The sequence below is a fragment of the Streptomyces rectiverticillatus genome (assembly GCF_013394065.1).
In the GTDB taxonomy this organism is placed as follows: Bacteria; Actinomycetota; Actinomycetes; order Streptomycetales; family Streptomycetaceae; genus Streptomyces; species Streptomyces rectiverticillatus.
On record NZ_CP040752.1, the window covers coordinates 4829037 to 4850485 of the forward strand.

A 21449-nucleotide genomic window follows, 5' to 3' on the forward strand; every position below is an offset into this window, starting at 1 on the left:
TCCGGCGATCGGTGGGGAGAACATGGACGAGGGGAAGGCGCGGACGTCCGCGCCGCAGTGGTGGAGCCGCCCGGTCGGCTCGGCCGACCCGGCGCCGGCCGAGCCGGCCGGGCACGAGGGCCCGCAGTTCCTGGACGCGGCCCTGTCCCCGGCGGACGGGACCACCCCCTCGGAGGCGGAAACACGCCCGCTCCCGGCATACGGCCCGAACACGTCCGCCACCCCGCGGCCGGCGCCCGCGCCTGCCCAGCCTGGGGTTGAGCCGGCGACGCGGCCGCTGCCGCCGTACCGCCCCGATGCGGCTCCCGGCGCCGGGGCCGTTCCCTTGCACGCTCCCGATCCTTATGGCACGCCTCCGTACGGGCGGCCCGGGCCGTGGGCGCCGGCGCCGCCCGTACAGCGGCCCGTCACGCCGCCGCAGGGCACGCCGCTGCCGCCCGCAGGGCAAGCCGCAGGGCCCGTTCCAGGGCCGCCCGCGCCGCATGGCGCTGCCTTTCCGCCGCCCGGGGTGACGCCGCCGCAGGGCACGCCGCTGCCGCCCGCAGGGCCCGGCACCCCGGGGCCGTGGCAGTACGACCCCTGGGCCGTGTCCGCGGCCCGTACTCCGGAGCCCGTTCCGGGGAAGCGCGGCCGCGGGCGGCTCCTCGCCGGGGCGCTGCTCGTGGCGCTGGTCGCCGGCGGCATCGGCGGCGGCGTCGGGGCGTATCTGGAGCGGGACGGCGCCATGGGCCGGCACGTCAGCCTGCCCCAGGCCACCGCGGACCGCTCGGCGCGCGCCCCGGGCAGCATCGCGGGCATCGCCGCCCGCGCCCTGCCGGGCGTGGTGACGATCCACGTCCGCGGTGGCAGCGACCAGGGCACCGGCACCGGCTTCGTCCTCGACAAGGAGGGCCGCATCCTCACGAACAACCACGTCGTGGAGCCCGCGGGAGCCGCCGGTGACATATCGGTGACGTTCAGCAGCGGTCAGACCGCCAAGGCCACCCTCGTCGGCCGGGACAGCAGCTACGACCTCGCCGTGATCAAGGTTTCGGGCGTGTCAGGCCTGACCCCCCTCGCCCTCGGCAACTCCGACTCCGTCCGCGTCGGCGACTCCGTGGTCGCCATCGGCGCCCCGTACGACCTCGCGGGCACGGTCACGACGGGGATCATCAGCGCCAAGGAGCGCCCGATCACCGCGGGCGGCCGGAAGGGGGACGGCAGCGACGTCAGCTATGTCGACGCCCTGCAGACCGACGCCCCGATAAACCCGGGCAATTCAGGCGGCCCGCTGGTGGACTCGGAGGCCCGGGTCATCGGCATCAACAGCGCGATCCGCTCCGCGGGCGACAGCGGCGAGCTCGGCGGCGGCCAGGGCGGCAGCATCGGCCTGGGCTTCGCCATACCGATCAACCAGGCCAAGCGGGTGGCCGAGGAGCTCATCAACACCGGCAAGGCCACCCACCCGGTCATCGGCGTGACGCTGGACATGGGGTATTCGGGCGACGGCGCCCGGGTGAACACCAAGAGCGGCGACAGCGCGCCCGTCACCCCCGGCGGCCCGGGCGACAAGGCCGGCCTCCGGCCGAACGACGTGATCAAAAAGGTCGACGGAGTGGCCGTGCACAGCGGCCGGGAGCTTATCGTCAAGATCCGCAGTCATCGTCCGGGCGACCGGCTCACGCTGACCGTGGAGCGGGACGGCCGGGAGCGGTCGGTCGAGCTGACCCTCGGCTCCGCGGGTGCCCGCTGACGCCCGCGTCCTGCGGGGCCGGCCCGGGGCGGGCCCCGGAACGGTCACCGGCGTCGGCTTTGGCCTGATCTTGCCCCAGGTGTATCCCTTCGACCCCGCAGGGCCAGGTACCGTGATAGGTGGCCTGGACCGTCGGCCATTGACGCATCAAGGAGCTTCAACGTGCTCGACATAGGACCCCTCGAGCTGGTCGCGCTCGTGGTGCTCGCTGTGCTCATCTTCGGACCGGACAAGCTGCCGAAGATGATCCAGGACGTGTCCCGCACGCTGCGCAAGATCCGGCAGTTCTCCGAGAGCGCCAAGGAGGACATCCGCTCCGAGCTGGGCCCCGAGTTCAAGGACTTCGAGTTCGAGGACCTCAACCCCAAGACCTTCGTCCGCAAGCACGTGCTGGACAAGGACGAGCTGGGTTTGAAGGAGATCCGCAACGGCTTCGACCTCAAGTCGGAGATGAACGAGGTCGCCGACGCCGTCCACGGCCGCAGCGGCGACACGACGGCGGCCCCGGCCTCCGGCGCCGCCGCCCCGGCTCCCTCGAACGGCGGTTCTCCCGCCCGCCCGGACCTGCTCAAGAAGCAGGACAAGCCGGACCCCGGAGAGCGTCCTCCGTTCGACTCCGACGCCACCTGAGTTCCGCGCATCCCGTGCGCCATTGACGGGGGTGGCTATCCTCCCTGTGTTTGGGGTGAAGTCGTCCGAGGGGGGCGGGCTCGCCCAGGACACCGGGCAACAAGGAGGCGCCGCGCAGATGGAGACGACGAGTCGGGTTGGGGCTCAAGGGGCCGGCACGGCCGACGCGTCCGCCGTGGACGCCGTGGACGCCGCAGCGCAGGACGCACCGGGCGGCCCGGCCGACCGGCGGGCGGCCGACGGCTATCTGCGGGCGTCGTTCCCGTGGTACGGCCTGGACGAGGCCTACACCGGGCCGCGCTGGCTGATGCAGGTCGGTACCGCCGCCGACGGGACGGTGGAGCACGGCTCCACGGGCCACGGCGAGGAGCCCACGCTGCGCAGCGAGCGCGCGGATCCCCACGCCGCCAAGCAGCGCTTCGCGGTCGTCGTGACCGTCGCCGGCCGCCCCGGCCGCCGCAGCGCCGACGGCACGGGCGTCCTGGAGGCCACCTCGGTCTCCTCCGCGGCGTGGCTGGCCGGGTCGGGGCTGCTGTCGTGCACCTGGCCCGCGCAGATGGAGCGGGCGCTGCGGCAGGACTGGCTCGACCAGCAGACGGCCCTCGCCTGGGAGCTGGCGGACCACCTGGACGACTCGGCGTGGTCGACGCTGTCGCTCCCGGTGGACGGTGTGCCCACCGACTTCCGCTACCGCGAGTCGGAGTACGGCTGGGTGCTCGCAGGCTCCGCCACGGACGAGCGCGGCGACGGTCGCTCCGGTAGTGGGGCCGGTAGCGGCGGCGGGGTGCACATCGGGGCGTACGGCCGGGGCATGAGCGCCTACGGCATGGGCTTTTCGGTGATCAAGGACATCACGGCCTACCGGGGCTGACCGCCGCCGGTCCGGCTCCTGCCGGTCCGCCGGGCCGCCCGCCGGGTCACCCGCCGGGCCCTCCCGGGCTGCGCGCGCCCTCGTGCCGGGCTTGAATTTCCGGCAGGGGGCAGCACTCGGAGAGGTGATGAGCCATGCCAGGCAAGTTCGAGATGTACGAGGACAACTCCGGCAAGTACCGCTACCGCCTGAAGGCGGGCAACGGCGAGATCATCGCCGTCGGCGAGTCGTACAACAGCCGGTCGGCCTGCGAGAAGGGCATCGAGTCCGTGAAGCAGAACGCGGCCACGGCGCCGGTGAAGGACCTGGGGCACCAGGGCTAGCGGTGCGCGCGCCGGCGCGCGGGCAGGGCCGTAGAGCAGCCTGCCCGCGCGCCGGCGCGCCCCCTCAGAACTTGTTGCGCGGCGTGATGCCCAGCGACATGCCGGAGAGGCCGCGCTGCCGGCCGCCGAGCTTGCCGGCGATGGCGCGCAGCGCCGCACCCGCCGGGGACTCCGGGTCCGTCAGGACCACCGGCTTGCCCTCGTCGCCGCCCTCGCGCAGGCGGACGTCGATGGGGATGGAGCCCAGGACGGGCACGTTGGTGCCCGTGGTGCGGGTCAGGCCGTCGGCGACGACCTGGCCGCCGCCGGTGCCGAAGACGTCGACCATCTCGTCGCAGTGGGGGCACGGCAGCCCGGACATGTTCTCCACGACGCCGACGATCTTCTGGTGCGTCTGCACGGCGATCGAGCCGGCCCGCTCGGCGACCTCGGCGGCCGCCTGCTGAGGCGTCGTCACGACGAGGATCTCGGCGTTCGGCACGAGCTGCGCGACGGAGATCGCGATGTCGCCCGTGCCCGGGGGCAGGTCGAGCAGCAGGACGTCCAGGTCGCCCCAGTAGACGTCGGCGAGGAACTGCTGGAGGGCGCGGTGGAGCATCGGGCCGCGCCACACCACCGGGGCGTTGCCCGGGGTGAACATGCCGATGGAGATGACCTTCACGCCGTTCGCCGACGGCGGCATGATCATGTTCTCGACCTGGGTGGGGCGGCCCTCCGCGCCGAGCATGCGCGGGACGGAGTGGCCGTAGATGTCCGCGTCCACGACGCCGACCTTCAGCCCGTCGGCCGCCATGGCCGCCGCGAGGTTGACCGTGACGGAGGACTTGCCGACGCCGCCCTTGCCGGACGCCACCGCGTAGACCCGGGTGAGCGAGCCGGGCTTGGCGAAGGGCACCTCGCGCTCGGCCGTGCCGCCGCGCAGGGAGGCCGCGAGCTCGCGGCGCTGCTCGTCGCTCATGACGTCGAGCTCGACCGTCACGCCGGTGACGCCGCCGACGCCCGAGACGGCGTCCTGCACCCGGCTGACGATCGTCTCCCGCATGGGGCAGCCGGAGACCGTCAGGTAGACCGCCACCGCGACCGAACCATCCGCCGCGATCTCCACCGATTTGACCATCCCCAGGTCGGTGATGGGTCGCTGGATCTCGGGGTCGTTCACCGTCGCGAGCGCGGCGCGGACCGCGTCCTCGCTCGGGGACGTGCCGTTCGTGTCGGTAGCCATACCGACGATGGTACGGCGCGTGAGGGGGCCTCCGGAAAGGGCCGTCAGCGGTCGCGTTCCTCACTCTCCGCGGGGAATACGCGGCGCTGTTCCAGATCCTTGACGAGCTCCTGGAACTCGGAGCGGATCCAGTCGCGCGTCGCGACCTCGCCGAGGCCCATCCGCAGCGCGGCGATCTCCCGGGTGAGGTACTCCGTGTCCGCGATCGAGCGCTCGTTCTGCTTGCGGTCCTGCTCCAGATTGACCCGGTCGCGGTCGTCCTGGCGGTTCTGCGCGAGGAGGATCAGCGGCGCCGCGTAGGACGCCTGCAGCGAGAGCATCAGGGTCAGGAAGATGAAGGGATAGTTGTCGAACCGCAGGTGCCCGGGGGCCGTGGTGTTCCACACCACCCACAGGATGATGACGACCGTCATCCAGACGATGAACCGCCCCGTGCCCAGGAAGCGCGCGATCCGCTCCGAGGTGCGGCCGAACGCCTCCGGGTCGTACTCCGGCAGCCAGCCGCGCCGCTTGACCCGCGGCAGGTCCAGCCGGACGCGCGGGCGGGGGTGCGGGTGGGGGTGCACGGCCTCCGACTGCGCCCGGACCCGCTCCGCCCGGTCGGGGCGGTGGCCCGGGGTGCCCTCCCGCCCCCGCTCATTGCCCGCCATCGACGTCCTCCGGCAGCTCGGTCATGCCCGGCGCCCCGTGGTGCAGCTCGGTCTCGCGCCAGTCCTCGGGCAGCAGGTGGTCCAGGACGTCGTCGACGGTGACCGCGCCCAGCAGGGAGCCGCTCTCGTCGACGACGGGAGCGGCGACCATGTTGTACGTGGCCAGGTAGCTGGTGACGGCCGGCAGTGGGGTGCCCGGCGGGAGGGGCCGCAGGTCGGTGTCCACGATCGAGCCCACCAGTGTGAAGGGCGGGTCGCGCAGGAGCCGCTGGAAGTGGACCGTGCCCAGGTACTTGCCGGTGGGGGTCTCGTCCGGCGGCCGGCACACGTAGACCTGGGCGGCCAGCGCGGGGGAGAGGTCGCGGTTGCGCACGCGCGCGAGGGCGTCGGCGACGGTCGCGTCCGGGCGCAGCACGATCGGCTCGGTCGTCATCAGACCGCCCGCGGTCCGCTCCTCGTACGCCAGGAGGCGGCGCACGTCCGCCGCCTCGTCCGGCTGCATGAGGGTCAGCAGCCGCTCCTTGTCGTCCTCCGGGAGCTCCGAGAGCAGGTCGGCCGCGTCGTCCGGGTCCATGGCCTCCAGGACGTCCGCGGCGCGCTCCTCCTTGAGCTTGCCGAGGATCTCGATCTGGTCGTCCTCCGGGAGCTCCTCCAGGACGTCCGCGAGCCGGTCGTCGTCCAGCGCCGCCGCGACCTCCGAGCGGCGCTTGGGGGAGAGGTGGTGCAGGACGCTGGCGAGGTCCGCGGGGCGCAGCCGCTCGAACGTCGCGAGGAGGCTCGCGGCGCCCTGCCCGTGCTCCTCCAGGGAGAAGCCGGTGACGGCCGACCACTCGACGGTGAGCGTCTCGCCCTTGCGGCGCAGCGCCCCGCCCTTGCCGCGGCGCACGAAGACCTTGTCGATCTCCCAGTCGCGGCGGGCGGGCAGCTGGGTGATCGCTACATCGAGGACGGTCACCTCCTCGCCCCCGTCGACCAGACGTACGCGCCGGTCGAGCAGCTCGCCGAGGACCAGGGTCTCGGTGGGGCGCTGCTCGAAGCGCCGCATGTTGATCACTCCCGTGGTGATCACCTGGCCGGACTCCACGCCGGTCACCCGCGTCATGGGCAGGAAGATCCGGCGGCGGCTGACGACCTCCACGACCAGGCCCAGGACGCGGGGCGGCCGGCCGCCGACGCGGAGCATCGCGACGAGGTCCTGGACACGGCCCACTTGGTCGCCGTTGGGGTCGAAGACCGCCACGCCCGAGAGGTGCGACACGAAGACCCGGTGGGCGCCTGCTGCCATGCCGCGCACCTCCTCCGTGGTCCGGTGTCCGGTTCAGGCTAACGTGACCGGGTTCTCCCCGGCGCGGGGGAGGCGCCCGTCCGGACTGCTTGCTTCCGCCTGCGGGCGGCACGGGTACGCTGCCGTACTCCAGCGGCTGAACAGGGCTGAACAGGAGGCAGGAGCGACGTGCGAACCCGGAAGGCGGCTCTCGTGGGAGCGCTGTGCGCCGGCCTGTCCGTGGCGCTCACCGCCTGCGGCGGCGGTGGTGGTGGGAGTGAGGACCCCGACGCCGGGACGAACGGCGTCGGCAGGCTCGACCCCGCGAAGATCCAGGACAAGGCGCGGTCGGCGGCGCGGGAGGCATCCTCCGTCCACCTCTCCGGCAGCGTCGTCAGCCAGGGGCGCACCTACAAGCTCGACATGCGGCTGAAGCGGGACGGCGGGACGGGCCGGGTCGCCTCCGACGCCAGCACCTTCGAGCTGCTGCGGGTCGGTGACGAGCTCTTCCTCAAGGCGCCCGCGGCCTTCTGGTCGCGCGGCGGCAAGGACGCCAAGGACGGCAAGGGGGACGGCGCGGCCGCCGCGGGCAAGCTGGAGAAGAAGTACGTGAAGGTGCCGACCGGCGACCCCGCGTACCAGCAGTTCAAGGGCTTCACCGACAAGGACGTCCTGCTCGACGGGCTCATCGGCCTGCACGGCAAGCTCGCCCGCGGGGAGCACGGCACGGTGGCCGGCACCCCGACCATCCGGGTCAACGGCGCCGGCGGCTCGGGCGGCACGCTCGACGTCTCCCTCATGGACACGCCGTACCCCCTGCGCGTCCGGCGCGCGGGCGGGGCGGGCCAGCTGGAACTGTCGGACTGGGGCAAGGACTTCGCCCTGACGCCCCCGCCGAAGCAGGACACGGTCGACTACGGCAAGCGCATCCCCTCCGGGGGAGAGGGCTCGTCACTGCCGGGCGCGGCGAAGTAGACACCCCTCGGCGGGGAGACGGGCGCGCGGCGCACGGGTGCTCCCCGGCCGGGGGCAGGGCGTGCGGCTGCGGCCCGCCGAGGGCGCGGCTAGTGCGTACCGCGGCGTCCCCTCCGGAGGAGTTTCGGCAGTGCCGCCGGCATCGGGCGGCGCGTCGTCGCCGGTGTCGGCAGCGGGCGGGCCGCCAGGGCCGTGTCCGGGAGCGCCGCCGTGGCCCCGGACGGCTCCAGGCGCAGGACGCGGCAGCCCTCCGCCCACCGCTCCGTGACCCGCTCCGCATCCGGCGCGTTCAGCCGCTTCGCCTTCAGCTCGGCGACCGCCGCCGTCCACGCCTCGCCGCCCGCCGGGAGCTCGGCGACGCGTGCGGTCCAGGAGACCAGGCGCCCGCCCTTGTCCTTGCTGCGGACGGTCACCGTCGCCTCGGCGCCGTCGGCGAGCCCGAGCCCGTCCAGCGGCTGCTCACCGGTGCCGCCCACGACGTGGACGGCACCCTCGTGCCACACGTGCCACAGCGCACGGCTCGGCCCCGCCGGTCCCTGCACCCAGATGAGGCCGGACTTCTTCGTGGCCTCCTCGATGAGCGCCCGGTCGAGCAGCTCCTGCGTCTGTGTCATACGGCCTACTGTATGCGCCGGTGCCCGCGACCAGGAGATCTACCCTGGACGGGTGACCAGTGCCCGTACACGCAGCGATGTCCTGCCCGGCGCGACCGCTGCCCGGGCGGAGACCGCCCACCCCCACCCCCACCCCGGCGTCCGTACGGACCTGTTCCTGCTCGCGATAGCCATCTCCGGCCTCTCCCTGTCGGCTCCCCTGATCGCCGCGACCGCCGCCCCCGCCCTGGCCATCGCCTTCTGGCGCAACGCCATGGCCGTGGGCGCCCTGACCCCCCTCGCGCTCGTCCGGCACCGCGCCGAGTTCCGCGGCATCGGTGGCCGGAACCTGCTGCTGGCCGTGGCTGCCGGCGCGCTCCTGGCCGTGCACTTCGGGGTGTGGCTGCCGAGCCTGCACATGACGTCGGTGGCGTCCTCGACCGCCCTGGTCACCACCACACCGATCTGGACGACGCTCCTGATGCGCCTGCGCGGCCACCGGCCGCCCGCGCTGGTGTGGGCGGGCACCGCCCTGGCCTTCCTGGGCGTGGCGATCCTGACCGGCGTCGACCTGTCCCTGTCCCCGCGGGCCCTCGCGGGCGACGCGCTGGCCCTCGCCGGCGGCATGGCGGCCGCAGGCTACGTCCTGCTGGGCGCGGAGGTGCGCCGGACGGTGGGCACGGTCACGTACAGCTACATCTGCTACGCGACGACGACCGTCCTGCTGCTCGCCGCGTGCCTGTTCTCCGGCTCCTCCCTCGCGGGCTACAGCGGTGACACCTGGCTGAAGCTGGCCGCGCTGACGGTCACCGCGCAGCTGCTCGGGCACTCGCTGATCAACCGCGTGGTCAAGGGGCTCGGCCCGTCCGTCACCTCGACGGCGATCCTCCTGGAGACCCCCGGCGCGGCCCTGATCGCCGCGCTGTGGCTGGGGCAGACCCCGCCCGCCGCCTCCTATCCGGCGCTGGCGGTGATCCTGGCCGGACTGGGCCTCGTCATCATGGCCGACCGCAGCACGGCCGGCCGCCGCGGCGAAGAAGGGCTGAAGAGGGCCGAGGAAGGGCTGAAGAAGGGCTAGAGCCAGCCGTTCCGCTTGAAGCCGCGGTGGATGGCGAAACAGATGGTGACCGTCACGATCATCACCATCGGATAGCCGTACTTCCACTTCAGCTCCGGCATGTGATCGAAGTTCATCCCGTAGATCCCGGCGATCATCGTCGGCACGGCGAAGATCGCCGCCCATGACGTGATCTTCCGCATGTCCTCGTTCTGCGCGACCGACGCCTGCGCGAGGTTGGCCTGGAGGATGGAGTTCAGCAGGTCGTCGAAGGAGAGCACCTGCTCGTGGACGCGGGCGAGGTGGTCGGCGACGTCCCGGAAGTACTTCTGGATGTCCGGGTCGACCAGCCGCATCGGCCGCTCGCTGAGCTGCTGCATCGGGCGCAGCAGCGGGGCGACCGCCCGCTTGAACTCCAGCACCTCGCGCTTGAGCTGGTAGATCCGGCCCGCGTCGCCGCCGCGCGAGGCGCCCTTGCCGGCGGGCGAGAAGACGTCGATCTCCACCTCGTCGATGTCGTCCTGCACGGCGTCGGCGACGGCGATGTAGCCGTCCACGACCTGGTCGGCGATCGCGTGCAGGACGGCGGAGGGGCCCTTGGACAGCAGCTCCGGGTCGTCCTGGAGGCGGTGGCGCAGCGCGCGCAGCGAGCCCTGGCCGCCGTGCCGCACGGTGATGATGAAGTCCGGCCCGGTGAAGCACATCACCTCGCCGGTCTCGACGACCTCGCTGGTGGCGGTGAGCTCGGCGTGCTCGACGTAGTGGATGGTCTTGAAGACGGTGAACAGCGTGTCGTCGTAACGTTCCAGCTTGGGCCGCTGGTGGGCGTGGACGGCGTCCTCCACGGCGAGCGGGTGCAGCCCGAACTCCGCGGCGATGCCCGAGAACTCACGCTCCGTCGGCTCGTGCAGCCCGATCCAGGCGAAGCCGCCGCCGGCCCGCACCCGGCGCATCGCCTCGGCGGGGCTGACGTGGTCGCTGAGGCGCTTGCCGTCGCGGTAGACGGCACAGTCGACGACCGCACTGCTGACGGACGGATCCCGGGTCGAGTCGTACTCGTACGGCAGGGCGCCGCGGCGCAGGGCGGGGCGGACGGCCTCACGCAGATCACGGATCATCGACATGGCAGGGCTCCTTCACGGGCCGGCCGCCAGCCGGTGCGGAGCGCGAGTGCAACGCGGCCCGGAACGTGGACGTGAGGCCCGGAGCGGCGGGAGGCCGTGCGCGGGACACGTCCGCAAATCGGACGGCGCTTCGTGCGGTGCGGCGAGGCTGACGGCAGTTCGCGGAGAACTTCGCAGAGAAGCAGAGAACTTCGCGGAGAACACGGAACAAAGCGGGACGAAGGCGCTCTTCCGTCGGCGCTGCGGGCGCGAAAGAACTTCCGGGAAAACGTCGGCGGCACTGCCGAGGGCGGAAGATCTCAGATCACGAGGAGTGCGTCCGGAGCGAAGGGACGGGAGAACTGTCGGTACTGCACGGTCGACTAGGATCCACCGCAGCCCCACCTCCTCCGGCCGGTCCCCGCTGAGGGACGAACGTAACTCCCTGACCAGAGGTCAAGGCTAGCAGCCACTGGACCCGTCAATACCCTCCTTTGCCCGTTCGATACGCGTTCTATGCTCACTGCATGTCAGACGTTCTCGCACTGGTCGAGGCCCGGCTCCGGACAGCCCTGGGCGAACCGGACGCGCGCGCAGCGGTGACCTTCCTCGGCACGGACCGGATCGAGGTCCTCCGCTTCCATGACGGGGACGTCGTGCGCTACGCCACGCTCGGCATGTCCGCCCAGCCGATGTCCGACCCGACGGCCGTGGTAACCGACCCCCTCCGCGGCCCCCGCGCCGAGCTGGTCCTCTCCGTCCGCGCCGGCCGCGCCGACACCGACAAGGTGCTGCGCCCGCTGGCCGTCCTCGCCGCCTCCCCACAGGTGGAGGGCCTGATCGTGGCGCCCGGCGCCTCCCTCGACACCGGCGAACCGCTCTGGCCCGGGGCGCCCTTCACCTCCGTCCTCGTCGCCGGGTCCGGCGGCCTGGTCGAGGACCTGGAGCTGGACGAGCCGATGGACCCCGTCCGCTTCCTCCCGCTGCTGCCCATGACCCCCAACGAGGCGGCCTGGAAGAGGGTGCAGGGAGCGGCCGCGCTGGAGGAGCGGTGGCTGAGGAACGGCACCGATCTGCGTGACCCGATGCGCTCCGGGGTACCCCTGGGATGACCGGCCGGGCCTGCGACGTCCGGACGGGTGATCGTCCTTGACGCGGCGGCGGCCTGGGAGGACCGTTGGAGGTTATGAGGGGCGAACCCAGTTGCCCGAAGTGCGGTGGCCGGGTGCGAGCGCCCGGTCTCTTCGCCGACTCCTGGCAGTGCGACGTCCACGGCACGGTGCACCCTCTGCAGCCCGTCGTCCCGCCGAGCGTGGAGGCCCTGGCCGTCGTCGCGGGCCGGGCCCAGGTGCCCGTGTGGATGCCCTGGCCCCTCCCCGTCGGCTGGCTCTTCACCGGCGTGGTCTGCGCGGGGGACGACCGCAGCGGCGGGCGGGCGACCGCCGTCGCCTGCTCCGGCCCCAGCCCCCTCGGCGGCCCCGGCGAGCTGCTCCTCGTGGCCGAGGAGCTCGGCGTCGGCCTCGGCGCGCGCTACGCGGGCGTCGCCGGCCCCGACCCCGGCCCCTACCTCCGCGTCGACCGCTCCCCGCACGCCAAGGTCCACGCCGCCGGCCGCCCCACCCCCCTCTGGCACGTCGAGGGCGCCCCGGAGGACCGGGCCGTGTTCGCGGGCGAGGCGCGCGGGCTGTGGCTGTGGGCCGTGGTCTGGCCGGAGCAGTCGGGACTGCTGATGTACGACGAACTGGTCCTCACGGACCTGCGGGACGCGGGAGCGGAAGTCGACCTCCTGCCGTGCGGCGCACTATCGCCCCGCCTGCTGCCGTCGGCGGGGCGATAGGTATTGACGCTGCCGCGCGGCGTCTGGGCGCCGGGCCGAGCCGTCCCCCGGGCGCGGCCCGGCAGTCGCGGGCGCGGTCCGTCCGTCTTGTTCCCGCGCGGCCCGGTGCGGGGCTGCGGGCCGGTTATCCTGAACCGGTCCCTGTCCGCCGCAAGTCGTGAGGAGTCGTGTCGTGCGTATCGACCTGCACACCCACTCCACGGCCTCGGACGGCACGGACACCCCCGCCGAGCTGGTCCGCAACGCGGCCGCCGCCGGGCTGGACGTCGTGGCGCTCACCGACCACGACGGCGTCGGCGGGCACGCCGAAGCGATCGCGGCGCTCCCCGCCGGGCTGACCCTCGTCACCGGTGCGGAGCTCTCCTGCAGGCTCGGCGGCCCGGACGGCTTCAGCGTCCACATGCTGGCCTACCTCTTCGACCCGCTGGAGCCCGAGCTGGCCCGCGAGCGGGATCTCGTCCGCGACGACCGCGTCCCCCGCGCCCGCGCCATGGTCGCCAAGCTCAACGAGCTCGGCGTGCCGGTCAGCTGGGAGCGTGTGGCGCAGATCGCGGGCGACGGCGCCGTCGGCCGGCCGCACGTGGCCACCGCCATGGTCGAGCTGGGCGTCGTCGGCAGCGTCTCCGACGCCTTCACCTCCGAGTGGCTCGCCGGTGACGGCCGCGCCTTCGTCGAGAAGCACGAGCTCGATCCCTTCGACGCGATCCGCCTGGTCAAGGCGGCCGGCGGGGTCACCGTCCTCGCGCACCCGTTCGCACTCAAGCGCGGCAACTGCGCCTCCGAGAGCGCGATAGCCGAGCTGGCCTCGGCCGGGCTCGACGGTATCGAGGTCGACCACATGGACCACGACGCCCCGACCCGCGCCCGGCTGCGCGGCCTGGCCGCCGACCTCTCCCTGCTGACCACCGGCTCCAGCGACTACCACGGCAGCCGCAAGACCTGCGCGCTCGGCGAGTTCACCACCGATCCGGAAATCTACGGCGAGATCACGCGCCGGGCCACGGGCGCGTTCCCCGTCCCCGGCGCCGGCGGCTGACCGCACCCACCCACCCCTCTTCCGGGCCCGGTCGCGTCCGCACGTCCCCATCCCAGTGATGCCGTGCGCGGGTGACCGCGCCCGTACGCCCCTGCCCGCGCCGTCCGTACGCCCGTACGGGCCCGGCGGGCGCCCCGCACCTGCTCGCACCACCCACTCCCGCAAGGCTCAACTGTGTTCGACTTCGCCGTCTTCGGATCCCTCTTTCTCACCCTTTTTGTGATCATGGACCCGCCCGGGATCACCCCGATCTTCCTGGCGCTCACCTCGGGCCGCCCGGCCAAGGTCCAGCGCCGGATGGCCTGGCAGGCGGCCGCGGTCGCCTTCGGCGTGATCACCGTCTTCGGCATCTGCGGCCAGCAGATCCTGGACTACCTGCACATCACCACCCCCGCCCTGATGATCGCGGGCGGCCTGCTCCTGCTGCTGATCGCGCTCGACCTGCTCACAGGCAAGTCGGAGGAGCCGACGCAGACCAAGGACGTCAACGTGGCGCTCGTACCGCTCGGCATGCCGCTGCTGGCCGGCCCGGGTGCGATCGTCTCGGTGATCCTCGCGGTGCAGCACGCGGACTCCGTCGGCGGGCAGATCTCGGTGTGGTCGGCCATCGCCGCCATGCACGTCGTGCTGTGGCTGGTGATGCGCTACTCGCTGCTGATCATCCGGGTGATCAAGGACGGCGGTGTGGTGCTGGTGACGCGGCTCGCGGGCATGATGCTCTCGGCGCTGGCCGTCCAGCAGATCATCAACGGCATCACGCAGGTGATCGAGGCCGGGTAACGAGACCGGGTAACAGTGACGCCCAACGACGACACCCCCGTACGGACAGTCCGTACGGGGGTGTCGCCGTTCGCGAAGAAGCGTCGGCGCTACTGTGCCCGCTACTGTGCCGCGGAGGTGGCTGGGCGGATGTAGATGCGCTGGCCGGTGAAAGCGGCCTGCTGCACGATCCGGTTGACGGAGGCGGCGTCCACGACGGTGCTGTCGACGGCCGAGCCGTCGACGTCGTCCAGGCGCATGATTTCGAAGCGCAAGGCTTCTCCCTTCGTCTGATCCTCCTGAGGAGAACTGCATGGCTGACGGAGCACGCCGCGTCGGCGGGGCGCGTTCCGTACGGGTACAACGAGGTTACCCCTGAAAACATTCCCTACGCTAAGGAAATTTTTAACTTGACTAAGAGTTGTTAAATCCGTGCAACGGAACGTGTCCGGCGTGTAACCGAACGAGATGACATCCTATGGCTGATTCCCCCGAGCACCTGCGCGCGATCGCCGCCGCCGTCGAGCGCACCAACGACCTCCTGACGCGCGTGCTGGCCGAGGTCGCGACCACCCCGTCCACCCACGCGATCTTCGTCGACGCCGGTTACGTGTACGCCGCGGCGGGCCGCCTCGTCGCCGGCACCGAGGACCGCCGCTCCTTCGACCTCGACGCCGAAGGGCTGATCGAGGCCTTCATCGACCGGGCGCGCACGATCTTCCCCGACAGCCGGCTGCTGCGCGTCTACTGGTACGACGGCGCCCGCCGTCGCATCCACACCACCGAGCAGCAGCGCATCGCCGAGCTCCCCGACGTCAAGGTCCGCCTCGGCAACCTCAACGCCAACAACCAGCAGAAGGGCGTCGACTCCCTCATCCGCACCGACCTGGAGTCACTCGCCCGCCACCGGGCCATCAGCGACGCGGCCCTCATCGGCGGCGACGAGGACCTCGTCTCGGCCGTCGAGGCCGCCCAGGGCTACGGCGCCCGCGTCCACCTGTGGGGCATCGAGGCGACCGGCGGGCGCAACCAGGCCGAGCCGCTGCTGTGGGAGGTCGACAGCCAGCGCACCTTCGACCTCGACTTCTGCAAGCCGTACGTCACCCGGCGCCCCGCCGCCGAGCTCTTCGCGGACGCCGCCTCCGCCGGCCGCCCCGCACCCGGCCGCGACGACGTACGCTTCGTCGGGGCCCAGGTCGCCGCCCAGTGGCTGGCCTCGCGCGGCCGCGACACCGTCGCCGAGCTGCTGCCCGGCCACCCCATCCTGCCCGGCGCCGTCGACCAGGAGCTGCTGGTCGAGGCCGAGGCGCTGCTCGGGCTCTCCCTGCGCGGGCACGCGGACCTGCGGCGGGCACTTCGGGACGGATTCTGGGACCACCTGCACACCCAGTTCTGACCGCTTCCGACCGCGCGGTTCCGGCGGCCCGGCCGTGCGGCCGTCCGCACAGGCGGCCGGGTCTCCCTCGGATAGGACGAACTCCGCGGGGAACGCGCGTGCCGGAAATGCATACGGGGAAGCCGAGTGGAACCCTGGCAGGGGGTCGTGGCCACCGGCCCGGCCACCCCTGACGGGGATCCCCGACCCGCAATCCGGAACAGAAACGAGGCGATCGGCCATGTCGCTCACTGACCGTGCCGTGCCCGGGGCACCGTGCTGGGTGAGCCTGCTGACCGGCGACCTCGCCGCGTCGCAGGCCTTCTACGGTGCCGTCATGGGCTGGACCTTCCGCCGCGGCAGCCTCGGCGAGGACTTCTCCGTCGCGCTCTCCGACGGCAGGCCCGTCGCCGGCATCAGCAACGTCGCCCGCCGCATGGGCGTCAACGTCAACGTCCCCGTCTCCTGGACCTCCTACTTCGCCGTCGAGAACGCCGATGTGACCGCCTCGCGCATCCGCGAGCGCGGCGCCACCGTCGCCGTCGGCCCGCTCACCGTCGGGCCCGGCCGCGCCGCGCTGGCCGCCGACCCCGCGGGGGCCGTCTTCGGCTTCTGGGAGGGCAAGACCCTGCGCGAGTGGAGGATCGGCCGGCAGGGCGCCCCCGCCTGGCTGGAGCTGCGCACCCGCGACGCCTTCGCCTCCGCCATCTTCTACGGCGAGGTCTTCGAGTGGGCCACGGGGCGGCCCGACCGCTGCGAGGTCCGCTACGAGGACGACGTCGTCATGGTGCGGTCCGGCGGTCACACCGTGGCCTGCCTGCGCGGCGGCGCCATCGAGGCCGCCCCCGACCCGCAGATTCGGCCGCGCTGGCACGTCTACTTCTGCGTCGACGACGTGGAGAAGGCCGTCGAGTCCGCGCTCGCGGCCGGCGGCACGGTCGTCGCCGAGCCGGGGGAGTCGCAGGTGGGGCACGAGGCGACGCTGCGCGACCCCGACGGCGGGCTCTTCACGGTCACGACCGCCGCACGGAGCTGACCGCTCGCGGGCCGGCCGTGCGCGTAGGCGGGCTCAGGACAGGTCCCAGAAGCGGATGAGCGCCTCCGCCGTCGGGCCGGGGCGCTCGGCGTTGGGGGAGTGCTCGGCGCCCTCGACGACCGTACGAACCGCCGACAGCTCCTTCGCCATCGCGTCGATCGACGGCACCGGCCAGGCGTAGTCCACGGCGCCCGAGATCACGTGCTTGGGCAGCGGCACCGCCGCCAGCTCCGCCGTACGGTCCGGCTCGGCCGTCAACTGCCTGCCCGTGGCCATCAATTGCTCGGGCACCGTGCCCATCCAGCGGCGGCGCAGGAACGCGTCGAGCTCCGGCGGGACGGGCGCGGCCGGCGCGCTCTCCCCGTCCGCCCTGCGCATCTCCAGCCACACCGCGCCCATGTCGTACGCGCCCAGCGCCGCGACCAGGCGCCGCGTACGCTCCTGCTGCGCGGCGCAGATCGCGGCCGGACCGCAGCTCATGATGGTCAGCGACCGGAACGGGGACGCGTCGTCCAGTACCGCCGCGCGGGAGATCAGCCCGCCGAGCGAGTGCCCCAGCAGGTGCACCCCGCCGCCGTCGCCGCCGAGGGCCTCCGCCTGGGCGCGGACGTCGCTCGCCAACTCGCCCAGCGCGTACGCCGCCTCGTCACGCGGCCCCTCGGTCTCGTACTGCCCGCGCCCGTCCACGGCGACGGCCCGGTACCCGGCCGCGGCGATCGGCTCCAGCAGCGCGATGAAGTCCTCCTTGCTGCCGGTGAACCCCGGCACGAGCAGCACGGTGCCGCGCGGCGGCGAGGAGGGCTGCGCATCGTGCACGGCGAATTCCCCGCGGGGGGTGGACAGCCGGTGGGCGCGGGCGCACGGGGGCAAGGTGAGGAAGGGGGGCCTGCTCATGGGTCGAGGCTAACGCCCGCCGGGCTCCCGGGCGGGGGCCGGGGGCTCGCCCCCGGGAAACGGTGAAGGGGCGGGGACGGGGCACTTCTCTCCGCCGCAGCGGTGCGTAACCCACCAGCGTCGTATCCGGCGGTGCCGAACCGGCCGGTGGGACGGCGAAGGCCGGTCACTCCACTGCAGTGGAGTGACCGGCCTTCGTCAGCGGACCGGGCGTCAGGCGTCCGTGCCGGCCTCGGCCTTGGCCTTGGGAGCGGCGGCCTTGCGCGTGCGCTTCGGCTTGACCTCGGCCACGGCCTCCGTGGCGTCCGCCTTGGGGGCGGCGGCCTTACGGGTGCGCTTCGGCTTGGCCTCGGCGTCGGCCACGGGCTCGGCCACCGCGGCGGCGGCCTTCTTCGTGGTGCGGGTGCGCTTGGGCTTCACCTCGGCGGCCTCGGCGGTGTCAACCGCGGCTTCGGCCTCGGCCTTCTTGGCCGCGGCGGTCTTGCGGGTCCGCTTGGGCTTCTCCGCGACCTCGGTCGCGGCCTCGGCCACCGGCTCCACCGCGGCCGCAGCCTTCTTGGTGGTACGGGTGCGCTTCGGCTTGACCTCGGCCTCGGCCTCGACGGCCGGCTCCGCCACGGGGGCGGCGGCCTTCTTGGCGCGGGTGCGCTTCGGCTTGGCCTCTACGGTCTCCACGACCTCGGTCGCCTCGGCGGCGACCTCGGCGGGCGCGGCGGCAGCCTTCTTGGCGCGCGTGCGCTTCGGCTTGACCTCGGCGGTCTCCGTGGCGTCCGCCTTGGGAGCGGCGGCCTTACGGGTGCGCTTGGGCTTGACCTCGGCCTCGGCCTCGACGGCCGGCTCCGCCACGGGGGCGGCGGCCTTCTTGGCGCGGGTGCGCTTCGGCTTGGCCTCCACGGTCTCGACGACCTCGGTCGCCTCGGCGGCGACCTCGGCGGGCGCGGCGGCAGCCTTCTTGGCGCGCGTGCGCTTGGGCTTGACCTCGGCCGGAGCCTCAGTCACGGCCACGGCCTCGGCCTCGGCGACGACCTCCGCCACGGGGGCGGCGGCAGCCTTCTTGGCACGGGTGCGGCGGGCCGGCTCGGCCTCGGCCTGCTCCTGGGTCTCCTGGACCGGAACGACCGGCGCGGCCTCGGCCGGCATCGTCTCCGCCGTCACGACCGCGGCAGCGGCCTCCGGCTTCGCGGCGCGCGTACGGCGGCGGCGCGGCTGGGCCGGAACCTCCACGGCGGGCGCCGCGACGGCGGTCTCGGCGGGAGCGACGGCCTCGGTGGTCACCACGGTCTCCGTGGCGGCCGGCGTCACGGCGGCGGCCGAGCCCGCACCGCCGCGCGTACGGCGGCGGCGACGCGGCTTCGACGGCGTGGCGGGCGCGCTCTCGGTCACCGGAGCGGCGGCCGCGGCCGGAGCGGCCGCGGTCTCGGCGCCGAGCACCGCCCCGCCGCGGGTGCGGCGGCGCTGACGCGGCGTACGCGTACGGGCGGGACGCTCCTCGGACTCCTGGCGCGGGCCACGGTCACGATCGCGGTCACGGCCACGATCACGGTCACCGCCACGGCCGCCGCGGGCACTACGGCCACCGGTCTCGCCGAGGTCCTCGATCTCCTCCGCCGCGAGCCCGGCACGGGTCCGCTCGGAGCGCGGCAGTATGCCCTTCGTACCGGCGGGGATGCCCAGCACCTCGTACAGGTGCGGGGAGGTGGAGTACGTCTCCTCCGGCTCGTCGAACGGCAGCTCGAGCGCCTTGTTGATGAGCTTCCAGCGCGGGATGTCGTCCCAGTCGACCAGGGTGACGGCCGTACCCGACTTGCCCGCGCGGCCGGTGCGGCCGATGCGGTGCAGGTAGGTCTTCTCGTCCTCGGGGGACTGGTAGTTGATGACGTGGGTGACGTCGTCGACGTCGATGCCGCGGGCGGCGACGTCGGTGCAGACCAGGACGTCGACCTTGCCGTTGCGGAAGGCGCGCAGCGCCTGCTCGCGGGCGCCCTGGCCGAGGTCGCCGTGGACCGCGCCGGAGGCGAAGCCGCGGCGGAGGAGCTGGTCGGCGATGTCCGCGGCGGTGCGCTTCGTGCGGCAGAAGATCATCGCGCGGTTGCGGCCCTCGGCCTGCAGGATGCGGGCGACCATCTCCGGCTTGTCCATGTTGTGGGCGCGGAAGATGTGCTGCGCGATGTTGGCGTGGGTCTGGCCCTCGTCGTCCGGCGAGGTGGCGCGGATGTGCGTGGGCTGGGACATGTAACGCCGCGCCAGGGAGATGACCGCGCCCGGCATGGTGGCCGAGAAGAGCATGGTCTGGCGCTTGGCCGGGAGCATCGTGATGATGCGCTCGACGTCCGGCAGGAAGCCGAGGTCGAGCATCTCGTCGGCCTCGTCCAGGACGAGGGCCTTGACGTGCGCGAGGCTGAGCTTCTTCTGGCCGGCGAGGTCGAGCAGGCGGCCGGGGGTGCCGACGATGACGTCGACGCCCTTCTTGAGGGCCTCGACCTGCGGCTCGTAGGCACGGCCGCCGTAGATCGCCTGGACGCGCACGTTGCGTACCTTGCCGGCGGTCAGGAGGTCGTTGGTGACCTGCTGGCACAGCTCACGGGTGGGGACGACGACGAGCGCCTGCGGGGCGTCGGTCAGCTGCTCGGGCTTCGCCCGGCCGGCCTCGACGTCCGCGGGGACGACGACGCGCTCCAGGAGGGGCAGGCCGAAGCCCAGCGTCTTGCCGGTGCCGGTCTTGGCCTGGCCGATGACGTCGGAGCCCGAGAGGGCGACCGGGAGCGTCATCTCCTGGATCGGAAAGGGGTGCACGATGCCGACGGCTTCGAGCGCTTCGGCAGTCTCGGGGAGGATTCCCAGATCTCGGAAAGTCGAGGGGTTCGAAGGAGTGGACAGGATCTTGCCTCTTCTGTGAGACGCGGCGGCGCTGGGCGGCGAAGGGGGTCGTACAAGGTCGTACGGACCACGCCGGAGTACTGTCCGGCCTGGGGACGCCGGATGGCGCGGGACCACTGCCTTCGCTCGAGCACACGTGCCGCGAGCGGATCCCTCCTGGTGCACACGTCTCGTGTGCGCCGCGCGGAGGGCGGTCGGTTTTGGAAGCCGATCGGGCCACCGACCGGGCATCCGCTGGAGGTCCAGGGGCTGGGGCGAGAGACGCCCCCGGAAGACACAGCATGGGACTGCCTGCCGACACACTCGACAGGCGCATTACCACTGTACCCCGGAAAGGCGCATGTGTGTCCGGACAATCCTTCGGACAGATCCGGATGAAGTGGCTGACCTGGGCCTTCATCGGGTTGCGAAGCGGGCTATTGTGCGCTCCATGGAGACGTCCGACAACGCTGAGAACGCCAACGAGCCCGCCGAGGCGCTCACCGGGATCGCCGCCCAGGACTGGGCTCAGGCATCCGCCGACCCGCAGTACCGCGCGGCGGTCGTGGACCTGCTGGGCGCCCTCGCCTACGGCGAGCTGGCCGCCTTCGAGCGCCTCGCCGAGGACGCGAAGCTGGCCCCCACGCTGGACGACAAGGCAGAGCTGGCGAAGATGGCCGCGGCGGAATTCGGCCACTTCCAGCGGCTGCGCGACCGGCTGGCCGCGATCGACGCGGAGCCGACCGGCGCCATGGAGCCCTTCGCGGCCGCGCTCGATGAGTTCCACCGCCAGACCGCGCCGTCCGACTGGCTGGAGGGCCTGGTCAAGGCGTATGTGGGCGACTCGATCGCCAGTGACTTCTACCGCGAGGTGGCGGCCCGCCTGGACTCCGACACCCGCGCCCTGGTGCTGACCGTGCTGGACGACACGGGGCACGCCTCCTTCGCGGTCGAGAAGGTGCGCGCCGCGATCGAGGCCGAGCCGCGCGTGGGCGGCCGCCTCGCGCTGTGGGCGCGCCGGCTGATGGGCGAGGCGCTCTCGCAGGCGCAGCGCGTGGTCGCCGACCGCGACGCGCTCTCCACGATGCTGGTGGGCGGCGTGGCCGACGGCTTCGACCTCGCGGAGGTCGGGAAGATGTTCTCCCGGATCACCGAGGCGCACACCAAGCGCATGGCGGCGCTGGGCCTCGCGGCCTGACCCTTCCGGCCCGGGCTCCGGCCCGGGCCGCTCCGGCC

The 21449-nt window shown here is 73.1% G+C and carries 21 protein-coding genes; 13 read left to right on the top strand and 8 right to left on the bottom strand.

Annotated features, from left to right (window positions below; all coding sequences use genetic code 11):
- Positions 1-22 precede the first annotated feature (22 nt).
- The 4 genes from FGW37_RS21200 (at position 23) to FGW37_RS21215 (ending at position 3556) form a co-directional block, all read left to right on the top strand.
- Positions 23-1732, top strand: a complete 1710-nt coding sequence (locus FGW37_RS21200) for a S1C family serine protease (RefSeq protein ID WP_179082496.1) — start codon at positions 23-25, stop codon at positions 1730-1732.
- Positions 1733-1894: 162 nt separating this feature from the next.
- Positions 1895-2362: a sec-independent translocase gene (locus FGW37_RS21205; protein ID WP_179082497.1), complete on the top strand. Its 468-nt coding sequence runs from the start codon at positions 1895-1897 to the stop codon at positions 2360-2362.
- A gap of 118 nt (positions 2363-2480) precedes the next feature.
- Positions 2481-3233 (top strand): hypothetical protein, encoded by a 753-nt coding sequence (locus tag FGW37_RS21210; protein WP_246430481.1) that lies wholly within the window; start codon positions 2481-2483, stop codon positions 3231-3233.
- A 134-nt stretch (positions 3234-3367) separates the two neighbouring features.
- Positions 3368-3556 (top strand): YegP family protein, encoded by a 189-nt coding sequence (locus tag FGW37_RS21215; protein ID WP_179082498.1) that lies wholly within the window; start codon positions 3368-3370, stop codon positions 3554-3556.
- Positions 3557-3620: 64 nt separating this feature from the next.
- On the opposite strand, the gene FGW37_RS21220 is transcribed toward FGW37_RS21215, so the two are convergent.
- From FGW37_RS21220 to FGW37_RS21230, 3 genes are read right to left on the bottom strand one after another with little or no spacing between them, the layout of a single operon-like run.
- The gene (locus FGW37_RS21220) at positions 3621-4778 is read right to left on the bottom strand and encodes an Mrp/NBP35 family ATP-binding protein (protein WP_179082499.1); all 1158 of its coding nucleotides are present in this window, start codon (positions 4776-4778) and stop codon (positions 3621-3623) included.
- Between the two features lie 44 nt (positions 4779-4822).
- Positions 4823-5428, bottom strand: coding sequence for a DUF1003 domain-containing protein (locus tag FGW37_RS21225; RefSeq protein ID WP_246430482.1), 606 nt, complete (start codon positions 5426-5428; stop codon positions 4823-4825).
- Positions 5415-6713, bottom strand: coding sequence for a magnesium transporter MgtE N-terminal domain-containing protein (locus FGW37_RS21230; protein ID WP_179082500.1), 1299 nt, complete (start codon positions 6711-6713; stop codon positions 5415-5417). The genes FGW37_RS21225 and FGW37_RS21230 overlap by 14 nt, the downstream gene beginning before the upstream one ends.
- 168 nt (positions 6714-6881) lie before the next feature.
- On the opposite strand from FGW37_RS21230, the gene FGW37_RS21235 reads away from it, so the two are divergent.
- Complete coding sequence (locus FGW37_RS21235) at positions 6882-7667, top strand: hypothetical protein (protein ID WP_179082501.1); 786 nt, start codon at positions 6882-6884, stop codon at positions 7665-7667.
- 89 nt (positions 7668-7756) lie between these two features.
- On the opposite strand, the gene FGW37_RS21240 is transcribed toward FGW37_RS21235, so the two are convergent.
- A complete protein-coding gene (locus FGW37_RS21240; RefSeq protein WP_179082502.1) occupies positions 7757-8281 on the bottom strand; it encodes a hypothetical protein in 525 nt (174 codons plus the stop codon).
- A gap of 52 nt (positions 8282-8333) precedes the next feature.
- Between FGW37_RS21240 and FGW37_RS21245 the strand changes: the two genes are divergently transcribed.
- Positions 8334-9338, top strand: coding sequence for a DMT family transporter (locus FGW37_RS21245; protein ID WP_425506567.1), 1005 nt, complete (start codon positions 8334-8336; stop codon positions 9336-9338).
- On the opposite strand, the gene FGW37_RS21250 is transcribed toward FGW37_RS21245, so the two are convergent.
- A complete protein-coding gene (locus FGW37_RS21250) occupies positions 9335-10441 on the bottom strand; it encodes a magnesium and cobalt transport protein CorA (RefSeq protein ID WP_179082504.1) in 1107 nt (368 codons plus the stop codon). The genes FGW37_RS21245 and FGW37_RS21250 overlap by 4 nt on opposite strands.
- Before the next feature lie 506 nt (positions 10442-10947).
- On the opposite strand from FGW37_RS21250, the gene FGW37_RS21255 reads away from it, so the two are divergent.
- The 4 genes from FGW37_RS21255 (at position 10948) to FGW37_RS21270 (ending at position 14073) form a co-directional block, all read left to right on the top strand.
- A complete protein-coding gene (locus tag FGW37_RS21255) occupies positions 10948-11532 on the top strand; it encodes a suppressor of fused domain protein (protein ID WP_179082505.1) in 585 nt (194 codons plus the stop codon).
- Between the two features lie 74 nt (positions 11533-11606).
- Positions 11607-12257, top strand: a complete 651-nt coding sequence (locus FGW37_RS21260) for a DUF6758 family protein (RefSeq protein ID WP_179082506.1) — start codon at positions 11607-11609, stop codon at positions 12255-12257.
- Between the two features lie 172 nt (positions 12258-12429).
- The gene (locus FGW37_RS21265; protein WP_179082507.1) at positions 12430-13293 is read left to right on the top strand and encodes a PHP domain-containing protein; all 864 of its coding nucleotides are present in this window, start codon (positions 12430-12432) and stop codon (positions 13291-13293) included.
- Between the two features lie 174 nt (positions 13294-13467).
- Positions 13468-14073, top strand: coding sequence for a MarC family protein (locus FGW37_RS21270; RefSeq protein WP_179082508.1), 606 nt, complete (start codon positions 13468-13470; stop codon positions 14071-14073).
- A 101-nt stretch (positions 14074-14174) separates the two neighbouring features.
- Here the strand turns inward: FGW37_RS21270 and FGW37_RS21275 are convergent, their stop codons facing one another.
- Entirely contained in the window at positions 14175-14327 is a 153-nt protein-coding gene (locus FGW37_RS21275) for a hypothetical protein (RefSeq protein ID WP_179082509.1), read from the bottom strand.
- Between the two features lie 203 nt (positions 14328-14530).
- Between FGW37_RS21275 and FGW37_RS21280 the strand changes: the two genes are divergently transcribed.
- Both FGW37_RS21280 and FGW37_RS21285 read left to right on the top strand, forming a co-directional pair.
- A complete protein-coding gene (locus FGW37_RS21280; RefSeq protein ID WP_179082510.1) occupies positions 14531-15448 on the top strand; it encodes an NYN domain-containing protein in 918 nt (305 codons plus the stop codon).
- Positions 15449-15668: 220 nt separating this feature from the next.
- Entirely contained in the window at positions 15669-16463 is a 795-nt protein-coding gene (locus tag FGW37_RS21285; RefSeq protein ID WP_179082511.1) for a VOC family protein, read from the top strand.
- 33 nt (positions 16464-16496) lie between these two features.
- Here FGW37_RS21285 and FGW37_RS21290 read toward each other — a convergent pair whose 3' ends face one another.
- Entirely contained in the window at positions 16497-17357 is an 861-nt protein-coding gene (locus FGW37_RS21290; RefSeq protein WP_179082512.1) for an alpha/beta fold hydrolase, read from the bottom strand.
- Between the two features lie 213 nt (positions 17358-17570).
- Positions 17571-20126 carry a DEAD/DEAH box helicase gene (locus tag FGW37_RS21295; protein WP_246430483.1) on the bottom strand — a complete coding sequence of 852 codons (2556 nt, stop codon included), beginning with the start codon at positions 20124-20126 and terminating at the stop codon, positions 17571-17573.
- Positions 20127-20664: 538 nt separating this feature from the next.
- Here FGW37_RS21295 and FGW37_RS21300 point away from each other — a divergent pair.
- Positions 20665-21411 (top strand): ferritin-like fold-containing protein, encoded by a 747-nt coding sequence (locus tag FGW37_RS21300; RefSeq protein ID WP_179082514.1) that lies wholly within the window; start codon positions 20665-20667, stop codon positions 21409-21411.
- Positions 21412-21449: the final 38 nt, after the last annotated feature.